Here is a 17,768-nt window from a genome sequence, read left to right as displayed (position 1 = left end):
TAACTCTCTTCTTTTCAAACCGAAGTGTCAGATCTAGTCTGAACTAATACATACAAGCTCCTATTTCCAGATGCAATCACCTATTTTTTCATCATAAGCATGTCAATTTTCATTAAACTCAATTTCTTTACCTTCTTTATTTTTATATGTGAAACCTGAGAGTATTGCTCCCTGTGAAATAACTGTATATGTTCCATTAATTTCTCCTTTAATTTGAAATAACTTCAAGAATTCCCCTTAACGGTATTCTTTTCCCTTGATAAAGGTTTTTCTGCTCTCAGAATATTTCTCAGGATGGTTTTTGTCCTGACATAAAGTCATTTTATCGCCATAAATCGATTCACCGGTGGCGACCAAGATAGGATCCTGATTATTTTTATCAATAATGTGTAACTTAGCGAGGGAACTTCCCCATGATAACAACATAATATCAATATTATTTCGGTAATCAGATGATTGCGTTTCATCACTGGAATTGGTAACAGGGTTTCTAATAAATTCCTGAATTTGTTGTTTAAAAAGGAAGTTTGTTTGGATATCTCTCTTCTCAGCTATTGAATTCCAACAGATTATCAATGTGTAAGGCAAAATTTTATCATGATTTTTAATGGTAGCATCCCTTTCTACAGCCCCGTGATCTGCATAAAATTGAGTAGGTGTAAATGTCTGCACAATATGGTTATTTTCATCAAGAAAATGAATCAAGTTAATGCGAACAGGGAGTTCTTTGGCGGTGGTAAATTGAAATTCCCACATTTCATAAGGCAATAATTCATTTTTGTGTTCAATCGGTTTATAAGTCACAGTTTTAATGTTATGTGAACCAGTAGAAAAGGCGCGTGCAAAAGTTTTTATATACGCCCAACCGAAGTAGCCTAGCAGCAATATCACCAGACTTAACACTAGCAGTAAGGTTAATGACTTTCTTTTCATTTTTAGATCTCCTTACCGTTGATGTCAAAAATTACTCTGAGCCAATCATCACAAGGTCGGTTAGCGTAAAAAATCGCAGCGGGATAAGTATCCCCATGAATTTTATTATTTACTGTTTTTACGCCATTCCAGTGAGCTGAAAAATGGACGTATTTTGACTGTATTAAGGCAAGCTCTTCAGGTGTAAAAGGTATCAATGGTTGTCCCTGCCTAATGGCTCGTCCCTGTGTAATGGCTTTTTCTGACAGTGGTTGAAGTTCTGCTGGGAGTTGATAATTTTTATCATTATCATCAGGTTTGTCAAAAATTGCTCCAACTTCTTTGGCAAAATCGAGCATAACTAGCATCCCGACTTTAGACCAATCATTAAATATTGTACGGGAAAGTACGGCAGCAGCTGCGACATTTTTAATAGGTTTAGGATATTGGACGTTAGGTTTATATTCACTCCATGTAACTAATTTGACATCTTTGTCTGTAAGTAATGAGCCAATCGTTGGAGATTTTTTCATTTTGGATAATTCATCCTGAGCATCTTTATAAACGTTAGTAGTGTGATCTGGGATTGAGGTTTCCACTATTGTGACCTTAGGGCGGGTAATACATAATGTTTCTATAGTCATTGGGTCATAGCCTCCACCAACATCGGCGTGAGCACCTGGGAGTTCGAGTTCTGGCCACGAAGGTTTAACGCTATTTAAGGAAAAGTTATATCGGCATTCGTTTTTGGCAGTAATATGGAAAACATGTTTTGCAATATTATTCGATAAAAAGATATTGGCTGGACCTGTTACGGAAGAATCGTGGGGATTAAGAGCATTGTTTGGTTCAGCAATCGCGGTAACTGTATCATAAATGCCTAGAAGGCGGGTGTACCCCGTGGGGTAGCGTGATTTTGCCAGATATCGATGATTGGAGAAACATTCATTAATTACGTTTAATAAGTCTGCATCTTGCTTTAAGACACGGTTAGCAAAATGGCGGGATGATGCAGCACCTCGGCTAAAGCCAATAATATCGAACTGGAGAGATCTGATATTATCCTTTGTTCCTTTTAAGTATTCTGACAATGCGGTTTTTATTCTTTGGATAGCGATGTCAGTTTTGGTTATAACTCCGGTAAGCCATCTTCCTGTTCCATAACCCCAAACACTGTCAGATTCGCCTGACATTGTTCCAACTCCCTCAATATATACTTTAATCTGATGATTTCCCTCACTAATTTCATCTGTTGAATATATCTTATATAAAAAAAGCACATTGGTATAGTAGTTGTCGTAACTCAGCCGTGAGACATCACCAGGTTCACCATATTTGTTAAATGAACAGATAAATTTATCAAGTTGTTCTGGAGTGAGATCATTCTTTTCTTTGGCACAGAGACGTTCATCGGTATTATCCACATTATTTCCCGTCCCATCAAAAAAGACACCAATGGTCAAATTGATACCACTTTCTATTGCTTGGATCTCTAGTACATACCGCCGATTAAGGGGGTGAGCAGTGAATCCTTTTAATGTCGAGTCTTTAAAGTGTACAGATGTTTTTAGTTTCTTGTCTTGCCAGCCTTTTACTTTAGGAAAACTATCGCTGATCTCTCCTAACGTAATGTACTGATATTCATATTTATTGACGAAGCTATTCTTTCTAACATATAGATTACCTCTACGGCCAGTATCTCGGCGAGGAAGGCTTTGTGTCACTTTATCAGCAAGAGGCTGTGCTGAAACAGAGAGTGTCACAGGCATGGGAGGAAGATCTTCTTCACGCAATATTCCTTTTCCATCCGTGGTACCCGCCCGCACAATGCTTTTGTTTCCCCTGCTTTTCAGCTTATAAGGTATCCCTATCAGTGGCTTACCCTGCTCATCCACAAGCTGAAATTCAATCCAGTTTTTCAGTATCTTCTGGCAATCAATGCAATCTGTTGGATCTAACCGTTTCATTTTTGTCTTCCTTATATTTTATTTATCCGTCAATGCGTGCGTTGAGAGCAACCTGTTGGTTATCGGTAATAAAATGATCAATTGTTAACTTGTCCAGTTTGCGTTTTTCACCTCTCGTCTGTTGCAGCCACGTTACAAGGCTGATCTGCAATTGCCCTGCTGGTTCATCCAGTTTCAATGCAAATTCGGGATCTTCTTCCCAAAGTTGACAACTTAACGTGTAAGCTAGATTCTTGAGAGTCGTATTAGTTGAGTAACGGGCTTCAATCAGATGATCACCCAACACAAACAAACTCGTATTCAGTTCCTGAGGGCAATTTTTTGGTCGGTAATAGCAAATCGGGTCAGGTGTATCGATCATCAGCTCATTAACCGGTGTTAACAGTTCACGCCAGTCCCCCGGTTTTAGAGCGGGCAACAACGGTGCGAAAATACGGTTATCCATCAGCCGCAACACCACAACCTGACCCCGCAGCAACACCTGTTGATGCAACCGCCAGTGCTCTAACTGAAATGACCACGGTAAGGTGCTGCGATATCCCCAGCCCCAACTGGTATCGCTGAGTTCGTGTTTATCCAGCAGCAAAGCCAGTTCTGGCAGGCTATTGGCTTTAGGTTGAATCAGCCACGGGCTTTGTTCCAGCATGGCATTCATTGGTGTACCGCTGTAGAGCGGAAACGCCTGCGCTGTCCAGCCGTTAAGGTAAAAGGTTTGGACGGGATTCGGCTCAGCTAGGCTGTTAACCAAAAAATAGCAATTGCCTCTGTCCTGATGTGATAGCCAGTTTTTCCAATCAGTCGGTTCCATCATGCTTCTTCTGCTCCAGTGATAATCCAGTTTTCTTCTTGCTGCGCTAGAATGGCGCAAGGCGGTTTCGCCGGAAATTCCACCATTGGCAATGGCGCCACACCTTCCGGCAATTGCAGTGTCAGCCCGCGTCCACTGCCTGCCGAACCCTGCCCGACACTTATCGGTGAAGATAAGATGCCGCCCGGTGTGACTTTCAGAAAACTACCACCCACTTTCAGGGTGATTTCTGCTGCCGCTTCCAGTACGACCTTGCCGCCACTTTTCAGGTGGATTTCCTGCCCGCTGTCAATCACGGTGGCGTCGCCGGTCTGGGTATGCTGGCTGCCGGCAATCTGGTGGGAAACATCCCCTTCGGTGGTGATTTTGCGTGAACCGGCAACCTGATGATGGTCATCGGCGCGAATATCGTGGTAACGGTTGTTATCGATGCGGCTCTTCTGGTCATGTTTGATATACCAGTACGCATCATTTTCGATATGCGCAGTAAAATCTTTCTGGCCGTGAAAATAGATTTCTTCACTGCCTTTCGCATCCTCAAAGCGCAGTTCGTTAAAGCCTTTACCTTTGTGGGTTTTGGTCTTGAACGTAGTTCGGGTTTTGGCTGCCGGCAAATCCAGCGGCGGACGGTTCAGGCCGTTGTAGACACAACCGGTGACAATCGGACGGTCAATATCCCCATTGAGGTAAGAAATAATCACTTCCTGCCCGATGCGCGGTATCGCCATAAAGCCATAGCCGTTGCCGTTCCAGCCCTGTGCCACCCGTACCCAGCATGAAGCGCTGTCATCCACCTCGTCATAGCGGTTCCAGTGAAAATGCACTTTAATTGCGCCGTCTTTATTGACGAAAATTTCTTCCCCTTCCGGGCCAACGACTATCGCCGTTTCATCGCCATCGGCTAACGGTTTGTAGTGGAATGGTGGCCGCCAGTCGGCAAGGCCGTCGATAAAACTGAACGTGTTGCTGAGTGTCGTGCCGGTGCCACTGCTGTCACCCAGTGCCTGCGGGCAGTGCCCGTGGTGGCTGATACCGACAATCTGCCAGCGCACATTCAGCGGCTTGTGCGGGTGATTTTTTATCTCGAAAATTTTGCCCGGCCTGAGTTTGATGCAGTTACTGTTGCCAGTTCCGGTCTGTTTTTGATTATCCAGCGCTTCCTGCCGGTATTTCAAAAACGGGATGGCGGCCGCATCTTTCTGGAATCGCCCGTAACTTTCAAACACGGTGTAAGGGGTCTGGCTGCCGAAGTCGCGGAAGCCTTCGCTGCTGTGCATATGGGAGAGGTGATAGCGCGGTTTTTCCGGGTTGAAATCTTTGTGGAAACTGCGCTGCGGGCTCATCCCGACGCCCAACTGCACCTGATAAAGCGTATCGACTCCGTGTGCCGTTTCCGGCTGGGGCTGGTATTGTAATGGCAGACCGGCGGTCATACCGAGATGACTGTCACTGAAAAACAGCGTTTCATCCTCAAACCAGAAACTGATCCCCTCTTCCGCGGCTAACCGGCTGAAAAAAGCATAATCGGATTCGCGTTTCTGGGTGACGTATTCCCGATCCTGATGCGCATCGTAAAGTTTTGAATCGGCTTTTACCCGGTGTTTTTTCAGCAGGCGGTTTAATATCGTCGGGGCATTTTGCTGATGGTAAATCCGGCTGTCCTGATTCAGTGTCAACCGCCAGCAGGCAGGGCGAACTGTCATAGTATAAAGCGTCTTGTTACCATCGGTGCCTACCCAATTAGCGTGAGAGACAATCCCGGTGATTTTGCGCTGTTCTGTTTCACCATAAAAAACCTGCAACACCGCTTCCTGCATCAGCAGTGAAGCCAAATCAATCTCCGCCTGCGGCTTAAAGGGGTTCGCGTTACCGGCCCTGACCAGCGTCAGATTGAGGGTAAACAGCTCAGAGAGGTGTTCTTGCAAAGAAAAATCGCCGACCACAAAGGTGTCTTCCGGCACACCCGCGATACGGCAGGTAAAACGTAATCCACTTTTCATTTTTATTCCTTATCGTTTATGACATGAATACCTTACAGGGCCGGGCGTAATCCATCGACGTGCCAGAACTGCCACAGCACTTCACTGTTGTCCGGCGTAAAAATTTCCAGCATGACGAACGTGGATTGGCTGATAAAACAGGCCATCGCCTGATTGATTAACCGGCTGAAGCGGTACATTTCGCCGGGTGTGCGGTAACAATCGGGATTCAATGTGAGCGATAACACATACCCCCGAACCGGTTGCCCACGCCTTAAGCGGTCAGTCAGGCGTTCTTTTACCTGCACAATACCGTCAATGTGTTGCTGGAACTGGCGGCTCAGCGGACGGTTGGTCTCGCTATGTGGGTCAAACAGACGGAGAAACTGTTTCAGGCTGTGGGTGGTAAATAACATCATCGGTGGGCTGGAGAGGCAGGAGAGCAGCGGCCAGCTGTTATTTTCCTGTAACAAGGGTGGATAATCGGCCATCACCGGAATAATATTCTGCACATTAAGATGAGACGGTGCACTTTCCGGCGTCACGGTAATGGCGCCTTGTTCCAGCGTCAGTGCCTGCTTATGGTAGCCGATGAAAGAGCACGAGACAGCAATCTCCGGCAGGTTGTTTGCCGGGTTGCCGGTCAAATCAAAAAAGCACAGCCAGTGCCGGATTCTGCCCAGAAAATCAGACTCAGTCTGAAGCTGGTAGTAAAACGTGGCGGGCTGCTCATCGTCATCGAAAACACGGCCGGCGGGAACAAACTGCTCAATCGGCAGCCAGTGATAAGGTGTGCCTCGTTGCTCGCTGTCTTCGGGCTGCACCACCACCTGAACCTCCCGCAGCCGGTACAGGCACACCGATCCCCCCAATGGCAGCGGATAGCGGTGATTACCGGCTTCCAACCGGACAGGCGGGCTGGTTTGGTTTTCCAGATGAATCGCCGGAACACAACCCAGCAAAAACGCCCCCTCGACATCATCCAACGGCAATTCACCCTCGAAACGCAAAATTAGCTCAAACGTGCCCTCGTCATTCAGCGAAACTTTTGAGCAACTGCGGCTGATATCCAGCGTGACAAAGTTATAAAGCACCGGCAACGCATAATATTCCACCAACGGTTGCAGGCCGGAATAGGGACTTTTGGCGGTGGGCAGCAACGGTTCGTCAAGCAGTCCATGCCAGCCATAAGGGAAATGTTTAATTGTTCGCCGCTCGCCCTGTGTGTTCAGGCTGATATCACAGATATGCTGATCCAGCCACAGGCTGAGCTGGGCGGCGCGTTTCGTATCGGTGCCAAGGAAAAAAGATAAGGCTCCGCTTTGCCAGAAAGAAGACGCCGAACCGGTTTGGCATAGTGTCAGGATAATTTCACTGTGGGTACCCGTTTTCCTGACGGCGCGTTCCTGCACAATCAAGGGTTCAATATGCAAAGAACGGCAGGTTTTAAAGTCGAGCAACTGCCCGTTAAGGCTGGCAGACACCGATGTACCGATAGGGATCTCAGCCGTACCCTGATGTTCATCATCCGTGGGTGTAAATTGCACTATCGTTGTCGGTGGGATTGGAGACAGGGCTAACGGCCAGATACGGGAGAGAATACCGTGAACAATTTCGGGAAAATTATCCTCCAGCTTATCCCGCAGGTTGGCAATCAAAAACGCAAAGGTTTCGAAAACACGGACAATATCGGGATCATGAGAGGAAACCAGAAATTCAGCCAGATGCGGCGACTCTTTCGCAATGTGCTCAGCCAGCTCTCGCAGGTAAGCGCGTTCTTTTAGATAAAGCGATTCCTTTTCGTTTTTCATTGAATTTGACTTATGTTTTATCAATAGGGTTTCGGTGTCATGCTGAATATCAGTGAGATAAAATGCGAGATCGATCAGCAAAGCACGTTTATTGTACATGTCTATAGGTCAAATTAATTAACTAATTAGATTCAATTTTCAGCTGATTTTGGCGAAATATGGGGATGTCGACCGTTTTTAATAAGAAATTTAGATAAAAATAGGGGCAGCATTCCATCGCCGTACTGTATTGAATTGCGATTATGATCTTTCCCATTTGGGACTGAATAAAGCCGGAAATGACCGCCAATTCTTAATGAAATGGCGGTGAAGATGGATTAAGCGGATTCCGATAACTCTTTCAAATATTGGAAAATTTGACGGTAAGATTTAGGTGGCTTGTTAGCTGCCTTCTCCTTTTTCGCATTACGAACCAATGTGCGAAGTTGCTGGCGATCAGTATGTGGATACAATGTGATGACTTCTTCAAAGGCATCATCATTTTCAAGCAATTTGTCACGTAGTTCTTCCAGTTTATGTAAAACAATGACTTGCTGGTTGTGACGGTTTTTCAGTTTATCCAACGCCGTGGTAATTGGCTCAGGATCACGGGCACGCAACAGTTTGCCAATGAGCTGCAATTGACGGCGACGTCCTTCACGCTTGATTTTCTGTGCCAACTCAATGGCTGCCCGCAAATCTTCATCCAGTGGAATGCGCTCCAGTTGGCTTTTACTCAGTTCAACCAGTTCTGCGCCCAATTTTTTCAGAATTTCTGCATCTCGCTTGATTTCACTTTTACTGACCCAGATTATCTCTTCTTCTTCCTCTTCAGCAGGATAATTGTCGAGCCAATCTTCAGGCTGCTTTGCCATAATTGTTTTCCTTCTAAAAAGGCCGGATAAGGTGCGTTTTGGAGCATGACCTATCGTCCGGTGGGTGTTAACATCCTAATATTGTGTATTGTAACTGGGAAAATTGCCGGATTACCACTCGACATTCGTGTCATGAACCGGAAGCAGGCATTTTTTCTGACGAATTCTCTCTTTAATTCAATGGATTACGTTAATTAATGATAGTCACCAATCAACAAATCGCGGAGCAGCGTAAACTGCTGGAAGAAGCGGTTGCCCATGCGCTGGAATTGGCTAAATCCGGTTGTGATGCTGCGGAAGTCGCGGTCAATAAAACGACGGGAATTAGCGTCAGTACCCGTTTTAGTGAAGTCGAAAATGTTGAGTTTAACAGTGACGGCGCATTGGGGATCACGGTTTATCACCAGCAACGCAAAGGTAGTGCTTCATCAACAGATCTCAGCCCAGAAGCGATTGCTCGTACTGTGCAGGCCGCCATTGATATTGCGCGTTATACCTCGCCTGATCCTTATGCTGGCCCGGCCGATAAAGCGTTATTGGCATTTGAAGCGCCTGAATTAGATCTTTTCCATCCCGCAGATTTAGATGCAGATAAAGCCATTGAGTTGGCAGCCCGCGCTGAACAAGCGTCATTGCAGGCAGATGGGCGCATTACTAATACGGAAGGCGGAAGTTTCAACAGCCATTATGGTATTCGGGTATTTGGTAATAGCCACGGTATGCTGCAAAGCTACTGCTCAAGTCGTCATTCTATGTCAAGCTGTGTGATTGCCGAGCAAGATGGCAATATGGAACGCGATTATGCTTATACCGTGAGTCGCCATTTTGACGAGTTGAAATCGCCTGAATGGGTGGGGCAAGAGTGCGCGCGTCGTACGCTTTCTCGTCTGGGGGCGCGTAAGTTACCAACCATGAAAGCGCCAGTGATCTTTGCTGCGGAGGTGGCTACAGGGTTGTTCGGTCATTTGGTTGGCGCGATCAGCGGTAGCAGTATTTATCGTAAATCTTCTTTCTTGTTGGATAGCCTGGGTAAACCGATCTTGCCTTCATGGCTGACGATTGAAGAACAACCGCATTTATTGCGTGGGTTAGCTTCAACGCCATTCGACAGCGAAGGTGTGCGTACGATACCACGTGATATTGTTAAAGAGGGGGTTTTGCAGACTTGGTTACTGACTTCCTATTCTGCCCGTAAATTGGGAATGGTGAACACGGGCCATGCAGGAGGAATTCATAACTGGCGTATTGCAGGCCAGGGGCTGGACTTTGCTGGCTTGTTGCGTGAAATGGGCACTGGCCTGATCGTCACTGAACTGATGGGACAGGGCGTTAGCGCGGTGACGGGGGATTATTCTCGCGGCGCATCCGGCTTTTGGGTTGAGAATGGTGAGATTCAATATCCTGTCAGTGAGATCACCATTGCCGGCAATTTGAAAGATATGTGGGCGAATATGGTAACAATTGGTAATGATATCGAAACACGTAGCAATATTCAGTGTGGTTCGGTGTTGCTGCCGGAAATGAGTATCGCCGGTCAATAGGGATACTCAATTAACAGCAGCCAGTTCGGCATCACTGAGCTGGCTGGAAATTAGCGGTGATATTCGCCTGCGGCTTCTGGCTGATAAAGTATTTCTAGTACTTTTATGCGGGTTTTTTCACCGTTTGGCAATGTCCATGTGATTTCATCATTCACCCGCAAGCCCAGAAGAGCAGCACCCAAAGGCGCCATAACGGACAGATGTTTGGTGCTGTCTTGCAGGGAAGCAGGGTAGACCAGCGTACGAACACGCTCTTCATTGCTACCCTGATCAATAAAGCGAACTTCACTGTTCATGGTGACAACATCTGCTGGGATATCTACCGGTGCCACTATTTCTGCTCTATCCAATTCTTCATTCAAGGCATCTGCGATGCGGGTATTGGCAAAAGCAGGTTGTTCCAACAGGGAATCTAAACGTTCGGCATCCAATTCATTGATAATGATTTTAGGTTTTTTCATACCACACTCCAAATTAGGCTCAATACAAAATAACACCCCACATCGCAAGGAGGGGGGTGTTATTTTCAAAGTCATTAAAATGATATTAGGCTGTTCTGCCGCGAAAATAAAGAGATCATGATCACGAACTGTTTTGCATTGCTAATGAAACAGAGCCTATTCGTAATGGAAAAAAGAACAGTCTGCCATCATTTTGATCCACAGATTATAAGCCGGTGGTTACGATACGTGGGTTGGTTTCACCCCAAATGGAAGAAAGCTCAACAACATGCATTCCTCCCCATTTTTGGATATCAGACTGAGTGATTTCGTCGTTACCTTGTTTACCAAAAATGACCACTTCATCGCCGCTCTTCACTTCTGGTAAGTCAGTCACATCGACCATCACGGTGTTCATGGACACGCTACCGACAACAGGGGCACGGTGACCATTGATCAGAACGTAAGCTTTGTTTGATAGGGCAGAACTAAAGCCATCAGAGAAACCAACCGGCAAGTTAGCGAGTTTGGAATCGCGTTTCAGGATGAAAGTGTTGTCGTAACCGACACCATTACCTTTAGGATATGTTTTAACAGAAGCAACGCGGGTTTTCATTTGAATCAAGGGTTTGAATTCTGGGTGGCTGGTGGTCAGAATGCCGTACAGCGCACTGCCAACGCGTGCCATATCGAACTGCGCTTCAGGAATGCTGAGTGATGCAAAAGAGCTTGATGCGTGCAGTGTGATTTCGTCCCTGTTCAGATTTGCTGTTTTGATCAGCCAGGAAGTTTGTTCTTTGAAGTTTTTAATGCTGTCACGGATTGCATCCAGATCGGTGAATGCATGGTGGCTCATCATACCAACCAGTTTCAGATTAGATAATTGAGCGATTTTCAAAGCGTCTTGTTTGCCCTGCTCAGTTTTCATTTCCAAACCGTTGCGGCTCATAAGACCAGTGTTCAGCATCAGGTGAACGTGAATAGCTTTGCCATGTTTTTGTGCCAGAGCATCAATCGCTTGGGCGTGTTCCAAATCGCCGGTCATCTCTTCCATGTCATAGCCCAATGTGCTTTCGATTTCAGCGATGTCAGCCGTACGGACACGTATCAGTTGCCCTTTAAAGCCGCTTTCACGCACGATGCGGGCTTCTTCATTACTGGTGATCCCTACACAAGGCACGCCAGTTTTGATGATGGAGGGCATCAGCAGATCAATACCATGACCGTAAGCATCGCCTTTCAAAACCGCGCACATTTTGGTGCCTTTATTCAGTTTCTTTTGCAGAGTGTGAATATTATTTTCGAAAGTCGTGGTATTGATTTCAACCCAAGCGTTATTGGTTGCTGCGATGCTTTCTGCATGGGTGTTATCTAAAGAGAGCACAGGCGCTGCTTGGGCAATACCTTGAGACAGACTCAAACCAAGAAGAATTGCCAGTGTGGTTTTATTAAAACGCATGAAGTAAATCTCCATTTTAGGAACTGTATGCATAATGTTCTTCGTGTAATTGCGTTTTAATAATAAGTTTTTTCTAATTTAATTTCACATGGTTAACTTATTGAAAGCTAACATTTATTATCTATATTGTACTATTTATAAATAATTAGATTAATTAACTAAGTTAATAACTAAAACGTCTTGTTTTTACTCTTTGTGAGAATTTAACAAATAGTTTATATTAATGATTTTTTACCTTTGGTCAGTTTTAATAACTGATTTTGCGTTTATCTTGGCAAGAGGCCACACCGAAGCGCTCCCTAATGGTTTGCTCTGTATAGTCAGCCCGAACCCATCGGCGGCACTCTCTGCAATTGACAACACCATATGAAACTTGATGTCTTCGCGGGAAGACATCACACGCATCTTGAAGTTGGATTGGTATATATGAAAAGTGATTGGCCTATCTATAACATATAAAATGGGCGTGTTACTCTTCGTCAAACCCGGCATTGAAGAGTTCGATAATGGCCGCCAGTGCTTGTTGTTCATCCGGCCCATTGACTTCAACGTCAATATGGCTGCCTTGTTCAGAATCCAGCATCAGCATGGCAATGACGCTGCGGGCCTCGGCCTGTAAGTTACTGCTGTTACGCAGAATCACTTCTGATTGAAACTGTTGTACCAGATCATGCAGTTTCATCGCAGGCCGAGCGTGCATTCCGAGCCGATTTTTAATTTCAAGTCGTTGTTTGACTGTCATGGCTTGTGTTATTCATATTATTTGCGTTTTTCCAGTGTGCGGTGGCGTGATTGCACGTTTTTGCCACGGGAACGAAAATAATCAGCCAACTGTTCTGCCACATAGACTGAACGATGTTTTCCGCCTGTGCAACCAATAGCGACGGTCAGATAACTGCGATTATTGGTTTCCAGCATAGGTAGCCAAAGCTCAAGATAGCTACGGGTTTGATAAATAAAATTATGAACTTCTGTATGGCGATCCAAAAACGCGGCCACAGGACGATCCAAACCCGTCATTGGGCGCAGTTTCGGGTCCCAGTGAGGGTTTGGCAGGAAACGCACATCAAAAACATAGTCTGCGTCGATAGGGATACCATGTTTGAACCCAAAGGATTCAAACACCATCGTCAATTCTCGTTCCCGTTTGCCTAATAGACGTGTCCTGAGCATTTCCGCCAGTTCATGAACAGACATTTCAGAGGTATCAATGATCAAGTCAGCACGTGAGCGCAGGGGTTCAAGCAAATCGCTTTCTTGGTCAATGGCACTTTCCAGTGACAGATTTTTGCTGGAGAGTGGGTGCAGACGGCGTGTGTCACTGTAGCGGCGGATCAGGGTATTACGATCCGCATCAAGAAACAGTAATTGTGGTGAAAAACTATCAGGCAATTGCGTCAGGGCTTCTTCAAAAATTTCTGGCGATTCCGGCATGTTTCTGACATCAATGCTAACCGCCGCCGAGATATCACGTTCGGCCAGTGTGCTTGCCAATTCTGGCAGCAACACAACGGGTAGGTTATCCACGCAATAGAAGCCCATATCTTCCAGTGCCCGCAAAGCAACGGATTTCCCAGAACCTGAACGACCACTGACTATCATCAGCACCATGAGGCGACTCCCCCTAAATGTTTATAATTATAATCGCTATTTATTCAGTAATAATTTTATACAGTTCTTCATCACTCTGCGCTGAGCGCAGGCGACGGCAGAGATTTTTATCTGCAAGGCGCTTTGCAATCAATGATAGTGAGTGTAAATGAGTCTGACATTGGTCTGACGGCACCAATAAAGCAAACAGCAAGTCAACAGGTTGATTATCGATGGCGTCAAAGGTAATGGGTTGTTCCAGGTGTAAAAATACCCCTACGGCATTATCCGAACACTCTTTATCCAATTTGCCGTGAGGGATTGCAATCCCGTTGCCAATTCCTGTTGTACCGACTTTTTCGCGCGAAAGAATAGCCTCGAAGACGGCATTTTCCGGCACTTCAAGCTGTTTTGATGCCAGCTCACTGATAATCTCTAAGGCGCGCTTTTTACTCGAACAAGGTACGTTGTTGCGTGTACATGCGGGTGAAAGCACAGAGCTTAGTGGTAAATCTGTTTCGTTGTTCATTTCTTTATTCACTTAGGGCCTTGTTATACCAGATGCCTGATAAGGCATCCGGTATTAATGCACTGCCGCTCTAAAACCGATCTACAGATCGCACTAAGTACAGGGCGTTATAGACGGTGTTATAGATAGAACAGTGATAATTTTATGACAGCCCCGTTGCCTAAAAGCGATTAATGTTGTCTCAATTTACTTTTGTGTTTGGTCAATTGACGCGCTAGCTTATCTACCAGTACATCAATTGCCGCATACATGTCTTCATGTTCTGAGCTTGCATGCAACTCACCTCCATTAACATACACTGTAGCTTCGGCGATCCGTTGCACCTTTTCCACCCGGAGGATGACCTGAATGAGGTTAATTTTATCGAAGTATTGATTCAATTTGCCGCATTTGGTGTTCACAATGTTGCGAAGTGCATCGGTAATTTCAATATTGTGGCCTGTAACATTGAGTTGCATGGTTTTGAGTTGCATAGGTGTTTTCCTTCTCTGTGTTGTTCAAACCAATTTTTTACGTTGGTTTGAAGGCGGGATGGATAACGACTCTCTATATTTTGCGACAGTCCGGCGAGCCACTTGAATACCTTGCTCAGCGAGTATGCTGGTCAATTTACTGTCACTCAGTGGCTTAGCCGGATTCTCTGCCGCGACCAGTTTTTTCACCAGAGCACGTATCGCGGTAGAAGAAGCTTCACCACCACTGTCGGTGTTGACGTGACTGGAGAAAAAATACTTAAGTTCAAAAATCCCTCGTGGGCTATACAGGTATTTCTGGGTTGTCACGCGGGAAATGGTGGACTCATGCATGTCAATCTGATAGGCGATATCAGCCAATACCAGTGGTTTCATGTGTTCCTCACCATATTCAAAAAAGTCTTGTTGTCGTTCAACAATACAGCGGGCGACTTTCAGCAATGTTTCATTACGGCTTTCGAGGCTCTTGAGCAGCCATTTGGCCTCTTGCAAGTTATTGCGTATGAACAGGCTGTCACTCTCATTGTTGGCCCGTTGTCCCAGTGCTGCGTAGTGTTGGTTGATGCGCAGACGAGGGATGCTATCGGTATTTAGCCTGACTTGCCAGCGTCCATTTTCTCTCTGTGCCAATACATCGGGAATAACATACTCGGATTCACCAGTATTGACTACCAGGCCAGGTTTTGGTTCCAGTGATTGGATGATATCAATTGCCCCCTTCAGGGTACTCTCTTTTAATTTGCTCTGACGTAATAAATTACGGAAGTCTCGATTACCCAGTAGTGCCAGGTAGTTACTGACAATAAGTTTGGCATCATTCAGATAGGGCGTCTTTGGCGGCAGCATTGCAAGCTGGATAAGCAAGCATTCGCGTAAGTCACGGGCAGCAACGCCAATCGGATCAAAATGTTGTATGCGTTTGAGAACGGTTTCGACCTCTGCCAAAGTCAGTTCATCATCACCAATACTGGCAAGGATCTCTTCGATAGAAATGGTCAGATATCCGGTGTCATCAATGGCGTCAATGATTGAAGTGGCAATGGCAGCGTCCGTTTCGGTAAATGGCGTTAATCCTGCCTGCCACATGAGGTAATCTTGCAAAGTTTGGGTGGTTTCTCCCTGATATACGGGGAAATCATCAGCGCTATAATCACTGTGAGTTCCTGAAGGCGTGCCAGCGGTGTAAATTTCATCCCAACTGGCATCTAACGGTAGCTCTTCAGGCATATCCCTCTGTTCAAGTGCTTCACGGGTATCCATGACTTCAGTGTCGGCATCAGAAAGGGCCAGGTTCTCCACTTCCTGATGCAGATCATCTTGCTCAAGCAGTGGGTTGGTTTCCAATGCTTGCTGGATCTCTTGCTGAAGTTCAAGCGTAGACAGTTGCAACAAACGGATGGCTTGCTGGAGTTGTGGCGTCATCGTCAATTGCTGACTGAGCCTGAGTTGCAAACTTTGCTTCATAGCGTTACCACTTTCTCCTTAACCTAGCTTGAAGAGTTCCTTGAATCGCGCCTGACAGAAGGATAAAAGTTAAAGGCGGAAACCTTCACCCAAATAGACGCGTTTGACTTGCTCGTTATTCAGGATGTCATTCGGCGTACCGTGGGCAATCAAATGGCCTTGGCTGACGATATAGGCACGTACACAGACATCCAGTGTTTCACGCACATTGTGGTCAGTAATCAGTACACCCAACCCGTAATCCCGCAGATGTTGAATGATCTTTTTAATATCCAGTACGGAAATGGGATCAACGCCGGCAAAAGGCTCATCCAACAGAATGAATTTGGGATTGGCAGCCAATGCACGGGCAATCTCCACCCGACGGCGCTCACCACCGGAAAGTGATTGGCCAAGGTTATCACGCAGGTGAGAGATGTGAAATTCTTCCATCAACTCTTCGGCACGCACTTTTCTCTGCTCTTGGGTCAGATCCTTGCGGATCTCCAGTACTGCCATCAAATTGTCGAATACACTCAAACGACGGAAGATGGAAGCTTCCTGAGGTAAGTAACCTATTCCACGGCGTGCACGTTCATGCAGGGGCAGCAGGCTGATATCTTCTTCATCAATGGTGATAGAGCCAGCATCACGTGGAACAATGCCGACTACCATATAGAAAGTCGTGGTTTTGCCCGCTCCATTGGGGCCAAGCAAGCCAACAATCTCCCCTGATTTCACATTTAGGCTGACGTTCTCAACGACCTTACGGCCTTTATAGGCTTTCGCCAGATTTTCTGCGTTTAATATTGCCATCAGTCGTTATTTACCCTTTTTCTGAGCGTCAGCACCGTTAATACCAGGGCCTTTTTCTTGTAGCTGGGCAGGTAACAGGACGGTGGTGACATGTTTACCTTTATCACTAAATGCTTCCATTTGTTGTGTTGGTACCAGATAAGTGATTTTATCGCCTTTGATATTGCTGTCTAGCTGTTCAAGATAGGCGTTCCCTGTCAGGGTGACCAGCTCTCTATCCATCTCATAGCGCATCTTTGATGCATGACCTTTGATGGGCTTACCATCATCTTGTAATTGGTAAAAAGTGGCAGGATTACCGAATGCTTCAATCACTGTCTTGTCAGAATTCCCATCCGGGCGGGTAACAACGACCTTATCTGCATGAATGTCGATCGAACCTTGCTTTACGGTGACATTATCCGTAAAGGTGGCAATGTTTCCCGTTAAATCTAATGACTGTCTTGCTGAGTCGATAGTAATGGGTTTTTTTGTATCATCTTTTAAGGCCAGTACGGGCAGGCTGACGGCAAAAAGTGTACTGGCAATAACGGAATTACGGATTAGGTTGTTCATGTGGAATCTCATATTGAGTGGTCACCTTTTCAATCAGTTCAGCAGTTTTGTTTCGCAGATTGCCGCGCATTTTCATGCCAACAGATTTCAGACCGACACCAATAAGCGTGACTCGGTCATCGGATGCGACATCTTGGGTTGTCAGATTGACGATCGCATTATCTGTTGTGATCCGCTGCAATTGTGACGCATCGTTCAGGCTATCCACTTGGACATCCCCGTACAGATAAAGCATTTTATCTTTGGTCAGTTTGGCTTTGTTAGCACGCACTGTCCATGTCGCTATCGGGGTGCCAGGGAGGCTATTGGGGGCAAATGTTGTCAATACGGGGTTGGTAAACCAGGTCAATTTGGTTTCCGTATAGTTTTTAACATCGTCAGCAACCAGCTTGTAAGTCAACTTACCTTCCGGATCATAGACAAAAGTAATGGCTTCCTGTGTTTGGTAAGTCGGATAACCATCATCCACAATGGCTGATGAGGCATCATCATTGACATTCGAGAAATTCCAGCCAATCAGCGCAAGCGCGATCAGTGCCAGTATTGCGATCAGCCAGGATTGAATTTTGCTCATTCTTTTTTCAATTTTAA

General features: G+C 45.8%; 18 protein-coding genes. 1 reads left to right on the top strand and 17 read right to left on the bottom strand.

The window, feature by feature from the left end; translation table 11 throughout:
* Nucleotides 1-102: 102 nt before the first annotated feature.
* The 7 genes from WDV75_RS18825 to yjgA form a co-directional block, all read right to left on the bottom strand.
* Nucleotides 103-228, bottom strand: a complete 126-nt coding sequence (locus WDV75_RS18825; RefSeq protein ID WP_273572135.1) for a hypothetical protein — start codon at nt 226-228, stop codon at nt 103-105.
* A gap of 9 nt (nt 229-237) precedes the next feature.
* The gene (locus WDV75_RS18820; protein ID WP_273572137.1) at nt 238-933 is read right to left on the bottom strand and encodes a DUF2931 family protein; all 696 of its coding nucleotides are present in this window, start codon (nt 931-933) and stop codon (nt 238-240) included.
* A gap of 2 nt (nt 934-935) precedes the next feature.
* Nucleotides 936-2,879, bottom strand: coding sequence for a phospholipase effector Tle1 domain-containing protein (locus WDV75_RS18815; RefSeq protein ID WP_273572139.1), 1,944 nt, complete (start codon nt 2,877-2,879; stop codon nt 936-938).
* 22 nt (nt 2,880-2,901) lie between these two features.
* Nucleotides 2,902-3,690, bottom strand: coding sequence for a DUF4123 domain-containing protein (locus WDV75_RS18810; protein WP_273572141.1), 789 nt, complete (start codon nt 3,688-3,690; stop codon nt 2,902-2,904).
* Complete coding sequence (locus WDV75_RS18805) at nt 3,687-5,687, bottom strand: type VI secretion system Vgr family protein (RefSeq protein ID WP_273572143.1); 2,001 nt, start codon at nt 5,685-5,687, stop codon at nt 3,687-3,689. Before WDV75_RS18805 ends, WDV75_RS18810 begins: the two co-directional genes overlap by 4 nt.
* 32 nt (nt 5,688-5,719) lie before the next feature.
* The gene (locus WDV75_RS18800; protein ID WP_338860301.1) at nt 5,720-7,576 is read right to left on the bottom strand and encodes a type VI secretion system baseplate subunit TssF; all 1,857 of its coding nucleotides are present in this window, start codon (nt 7,574-7,576) and stop codon (nt 5,720-5,722) included.
* A gap of 218 nt (nt 7,577-7,794) precedes the next feature.
* Complete coding sequence (gene yjgA, locus WDV75_RS18795; protein ID WP_273559624.1) at nt 7,795-8,331, bottom strand: ribosome biogenesis factor YjgA; 537 nt, start codon at nt 8,329-8,331, stop codon at nt 7,795-7,797.
* Nucleotides 8,332-8,528: 197 nt separating this feature from the next.
* Here yjgA and pmbA point away from each other — a divergent pair, with 197 nt between their 5' ends.
* The gene (pmbA, locus tag WDV75_RS18790) at nt 8,529-9,872 is read left to right on the top strand and encodes a metalloprotease PmbA (protein WP_273559622.1); all 1,344 of its coding nucleotides are present in this window, start codon (nt 8,529-8,531) and stop codon (nt 9,870-9,872) included.
* A gap of 50 nt (nt 9,873-9,922) precedes the next feature.
* On the opposite strand, the gene rnk is transcribed toward pmbA, so the two are convergent.
* The 10 genes from rnk to lptC all read right to left on the bottom strand — a co-directional run bounded on the left by rnk (nt 9,923) and on the right by lptC (nt 17,751).
* A complete protein-coding gene (rnk, locus tag WDV75_RS18785; RefSeq protein WP_273559620.1) occupies nt 9,923-10,333 on the bottom strand; it encodes a nucleoside diphosphate kinase regulator in 411 nt (136 codons plus the stop codon).
* Between the two features lie 205 nt (nt 10,334-10,538).
* Nucleotides 10,539-11,771 carry an alanine racemase gene (gene alr / locus WDV75_RS18780; protein ID WP_273559618.1) on the bottom strand — a complete coding sequence of 411 codons (1,233 nt, stop codon included), beginning with the start codon at nt 11,769-11,771 and terminating at the stop codon, nt 10,539-10,541.
* A 469-nt stretch (nt 11,772-12,240) separates the two neighbouring features.
* Nucleotides 12,241-12,513 (bottom strand): PTS phosphocarrier protein NPr, encoded by a 273-nt coding sequence (gene npr, locus WDV75_RS18775; protein ID WP_047768742.1) that lies wholly within the window; start codon nt 12,511-12,513, stop codon nt 12,241-12,243.
* Nucleotides 12,514-12,530: 17 nt separating this feature from the next.
* A complete protein-coding gene (rapZ, locus tag WDV75_RS18770; protein WP_189758752.1) occupies nt 12,531-13,382 on the bottom strand; it encodes an RNase adapter RapZ in 852 nt (283 codons plus the stop codon).
* Nucleotides 13,383-13,422: 40 nt separating this feature from the next.
* Nucleotides 13,423-13,890: a PTS IIA-like nitrogen regulatory protein PtsN gene (ptsN, locus tag WDV75_RS18765; RefSeq protein ID WP_193851264.1), complete on the bottom strand. Its 468-nt coding sequence runs from the start codon at nt 13,888-13,890 to the stop codon at nt 13,423-13,425.
* Between the two features lie 170 nt (nt 13,891-14,060).
* Nucleotides 14,061-14,348, bottom strand: a complete 288-nt coding sequence (gene hpf, locus WDV75_RS18760) for a ribosome hibernation promoting factor (protein ID WP_189758763.1) — start codon at nt 14,346-14,348, stop codon at nt 14,061-14,063.
* A 39-nt stretch (nt 14,349-14,387) separates the two neighbouring features.
* The gene (gene rpoN, locus WDV75_RS18755; protein WP_273559613.1) at nt 14,388-15,827 is read right to left on the bottom strand and encodes an RNA polymerase factor sigma-54; all 1,440 of its coding nucleotides are present in this window, start codon (nt 15,825-15,827) and stop codon (nt 14,388-14,390) included.
* A gap of 69 nt (nt 15,828-15,896) precedes the next feature.
* Nucleotides 15,897-16,622 carry an LPS export ABC transporter ATP-binding protein gene (gene lptB / locus WDV75_RS18750; RefSeq protein WP_273559611.1) on the bottom strand — a complete coding sequence of 242 codons (726 nt, stop codon included), beginning with the start codon at nt 16,620-16,622 and terminating at the stop codon, nt 15,897-15,899.
* A 6-nt stretch (nt 16,623-16,628) separates the two neighbouring features.
* Entirely contained in the window at nt 16,629-17,177 is a 549-nt protein-coding gene (gene lptA, locus WDV75_RS18745) for a lipopolysaccharide ABC transporter substrate-binding protein LptA (protein ID WP_273559610.1), read from the bottom strand.
* Complete coding sequence (gene lptC, locus WDV75_RS18740) at nt 17,158-17,751, bottom strand: LPS export ABC transporter periplasmic protein LptC (protein ID WP_273559609.1); 594 nt, start codon at nt 17,749-17,751, stop codon at nt 17,158-17,160. The genes lptA and lptC overlap by 20 nt, the downstream gene beginning before the upstream one ends.
* Nucleotides 17,752-17,768 lie beyond the last annotated feature (17 nt).

Source organism: Xenorhabdus griffiniae (assembly GCF_037265215.1).
GTDB classification, from domain to species: Bacteria; Pseudomonadota; Gammaproteobacteria; order Enterobacterales; family Enterobacteriaceae; genus Xenorhabdus; species Xenorhabdus griffiniae.
Note: the sequence above shows the minus strand (reverse complement) of the source record. Positions and strands in the feature narration are given on the sequence as shown.

Excerpts from the sequence above, each read along its gene's own strand:
- rapZ (WP_189758752.1), bottom strand. The coding sequence starts at position 13,382 with ATGGTGCTGATGATAGTCAGTGGTCGTTCAGGTTCTGGGAAATCCGTT.
- WDV75_RS18810 (WP_273572141.1), bottom strand. The coding sequence starts at position 3,690 with ATGATGGAACCGACTGATTGGAAAAACTGGCTATCACATCAGGACAGA.
- rpoN (WP_273559613.1), bottom strand. The coding sequence starts at position 15,827 with ATGAAGCAAAGTTTGCAACTCAGGCTCAGTCAGCAATTGACGATGACG.
- npr (WP_047768742.1), bottom strand. The coding sequence starts at position 12,513 with ATGACAGTCAAACAACGACTTGAAATTAAAAATCGGCTCGGAATGCAC.
- lptB (WP_273559611.1), bottom strand. The coding sequence starts at position 16,622 with ATGGCAATATTAAACGCAGAAAATCTGGCGAAAGCCTATAAAGGCCGT.
- pmbA (WP_273559622.1), top strand. The coding sequence starts at position 8,529 with ATGATAGTCACCAATCAACAAATCGCGGAGCAGCGTAAACTGCTGGAA.
- WDV75_RS18820 (WP_273572137.1), bottom strand. The coding sequence starts at position 933 with ATGAAAAGAAAGTCATTAACCTTACTGCTAGTGTTAAGTCTGGTGATA.
- lptA (WP_273559610.1), bottom strand. The coding sequence starts at position 17,177 with ATGAACAACCTAATCCGTAATTCCGTTATTGCCAGTACACTTTTTGCC.
- rnk (WP_273559620.1), bottom strand. The coding sequence starts at position 10,333 with ATGAAAAAACCTAAAATCATTATCAATGAATTGGATGCCGAACGTTTA.
- alr (WP_273559618.1), bottom strand. The coding sequence starts at position 11,771 with ATGCGTTTTAATAAAACCACACTGGCAATTCTTCTTGGTTTGAGTCTG.
- lptC (WP_273559609.1), bottom strand. The coding sequence starts at position 17,751 with ATGAGCAAAATTCAATCCTGGCTGATCGCAATACTGGCACTGATCGCG.
- WDV75_RS18800 (WP_338860301.1), bottom strand. The coding sequence starts at position 7,576 with ATGTACAATAAACGTGCTTTGCTGATCGATCTCGCATTTTATCTCACT.
- WDV75_RS18815 (WP_273572139.1), bottom strand. The coding sequence starts at position 2,879 with ATGAAACGGTTAGATCCAACAGATTGCATTGATTGCCAGAAGATACTG.
- ptsN (WP_193851264.1), bottom strand. The coding sequence starts at position 13,890 with ATGAACAACGAAACAGATTTACCACTAAGCTCTGTGCTTTCACCCGCA.
- yjgA (WP_273559624.1), bottom strand. The coding sequence starts at position 8,331 with ATGGCAAAGCAGCCTGAAGATTGGCTCGACAATTATCCTGCTGAAGAG.
- hpf (WP_189758763.1), bottom strand. The coding sequence starts at position 14,348 with ATGCAACTCAATGTTACAGGCCACAATATTGAAATTACCGATGCACTT.
- WDV75_RS18805 (WP_273572143.1), bottom strand. The coding sequence starts at position 5,687 with ATGAAAAGTGGATTACGTTTTACCTGCCGTATCGCGGGTGTGCCGGAA.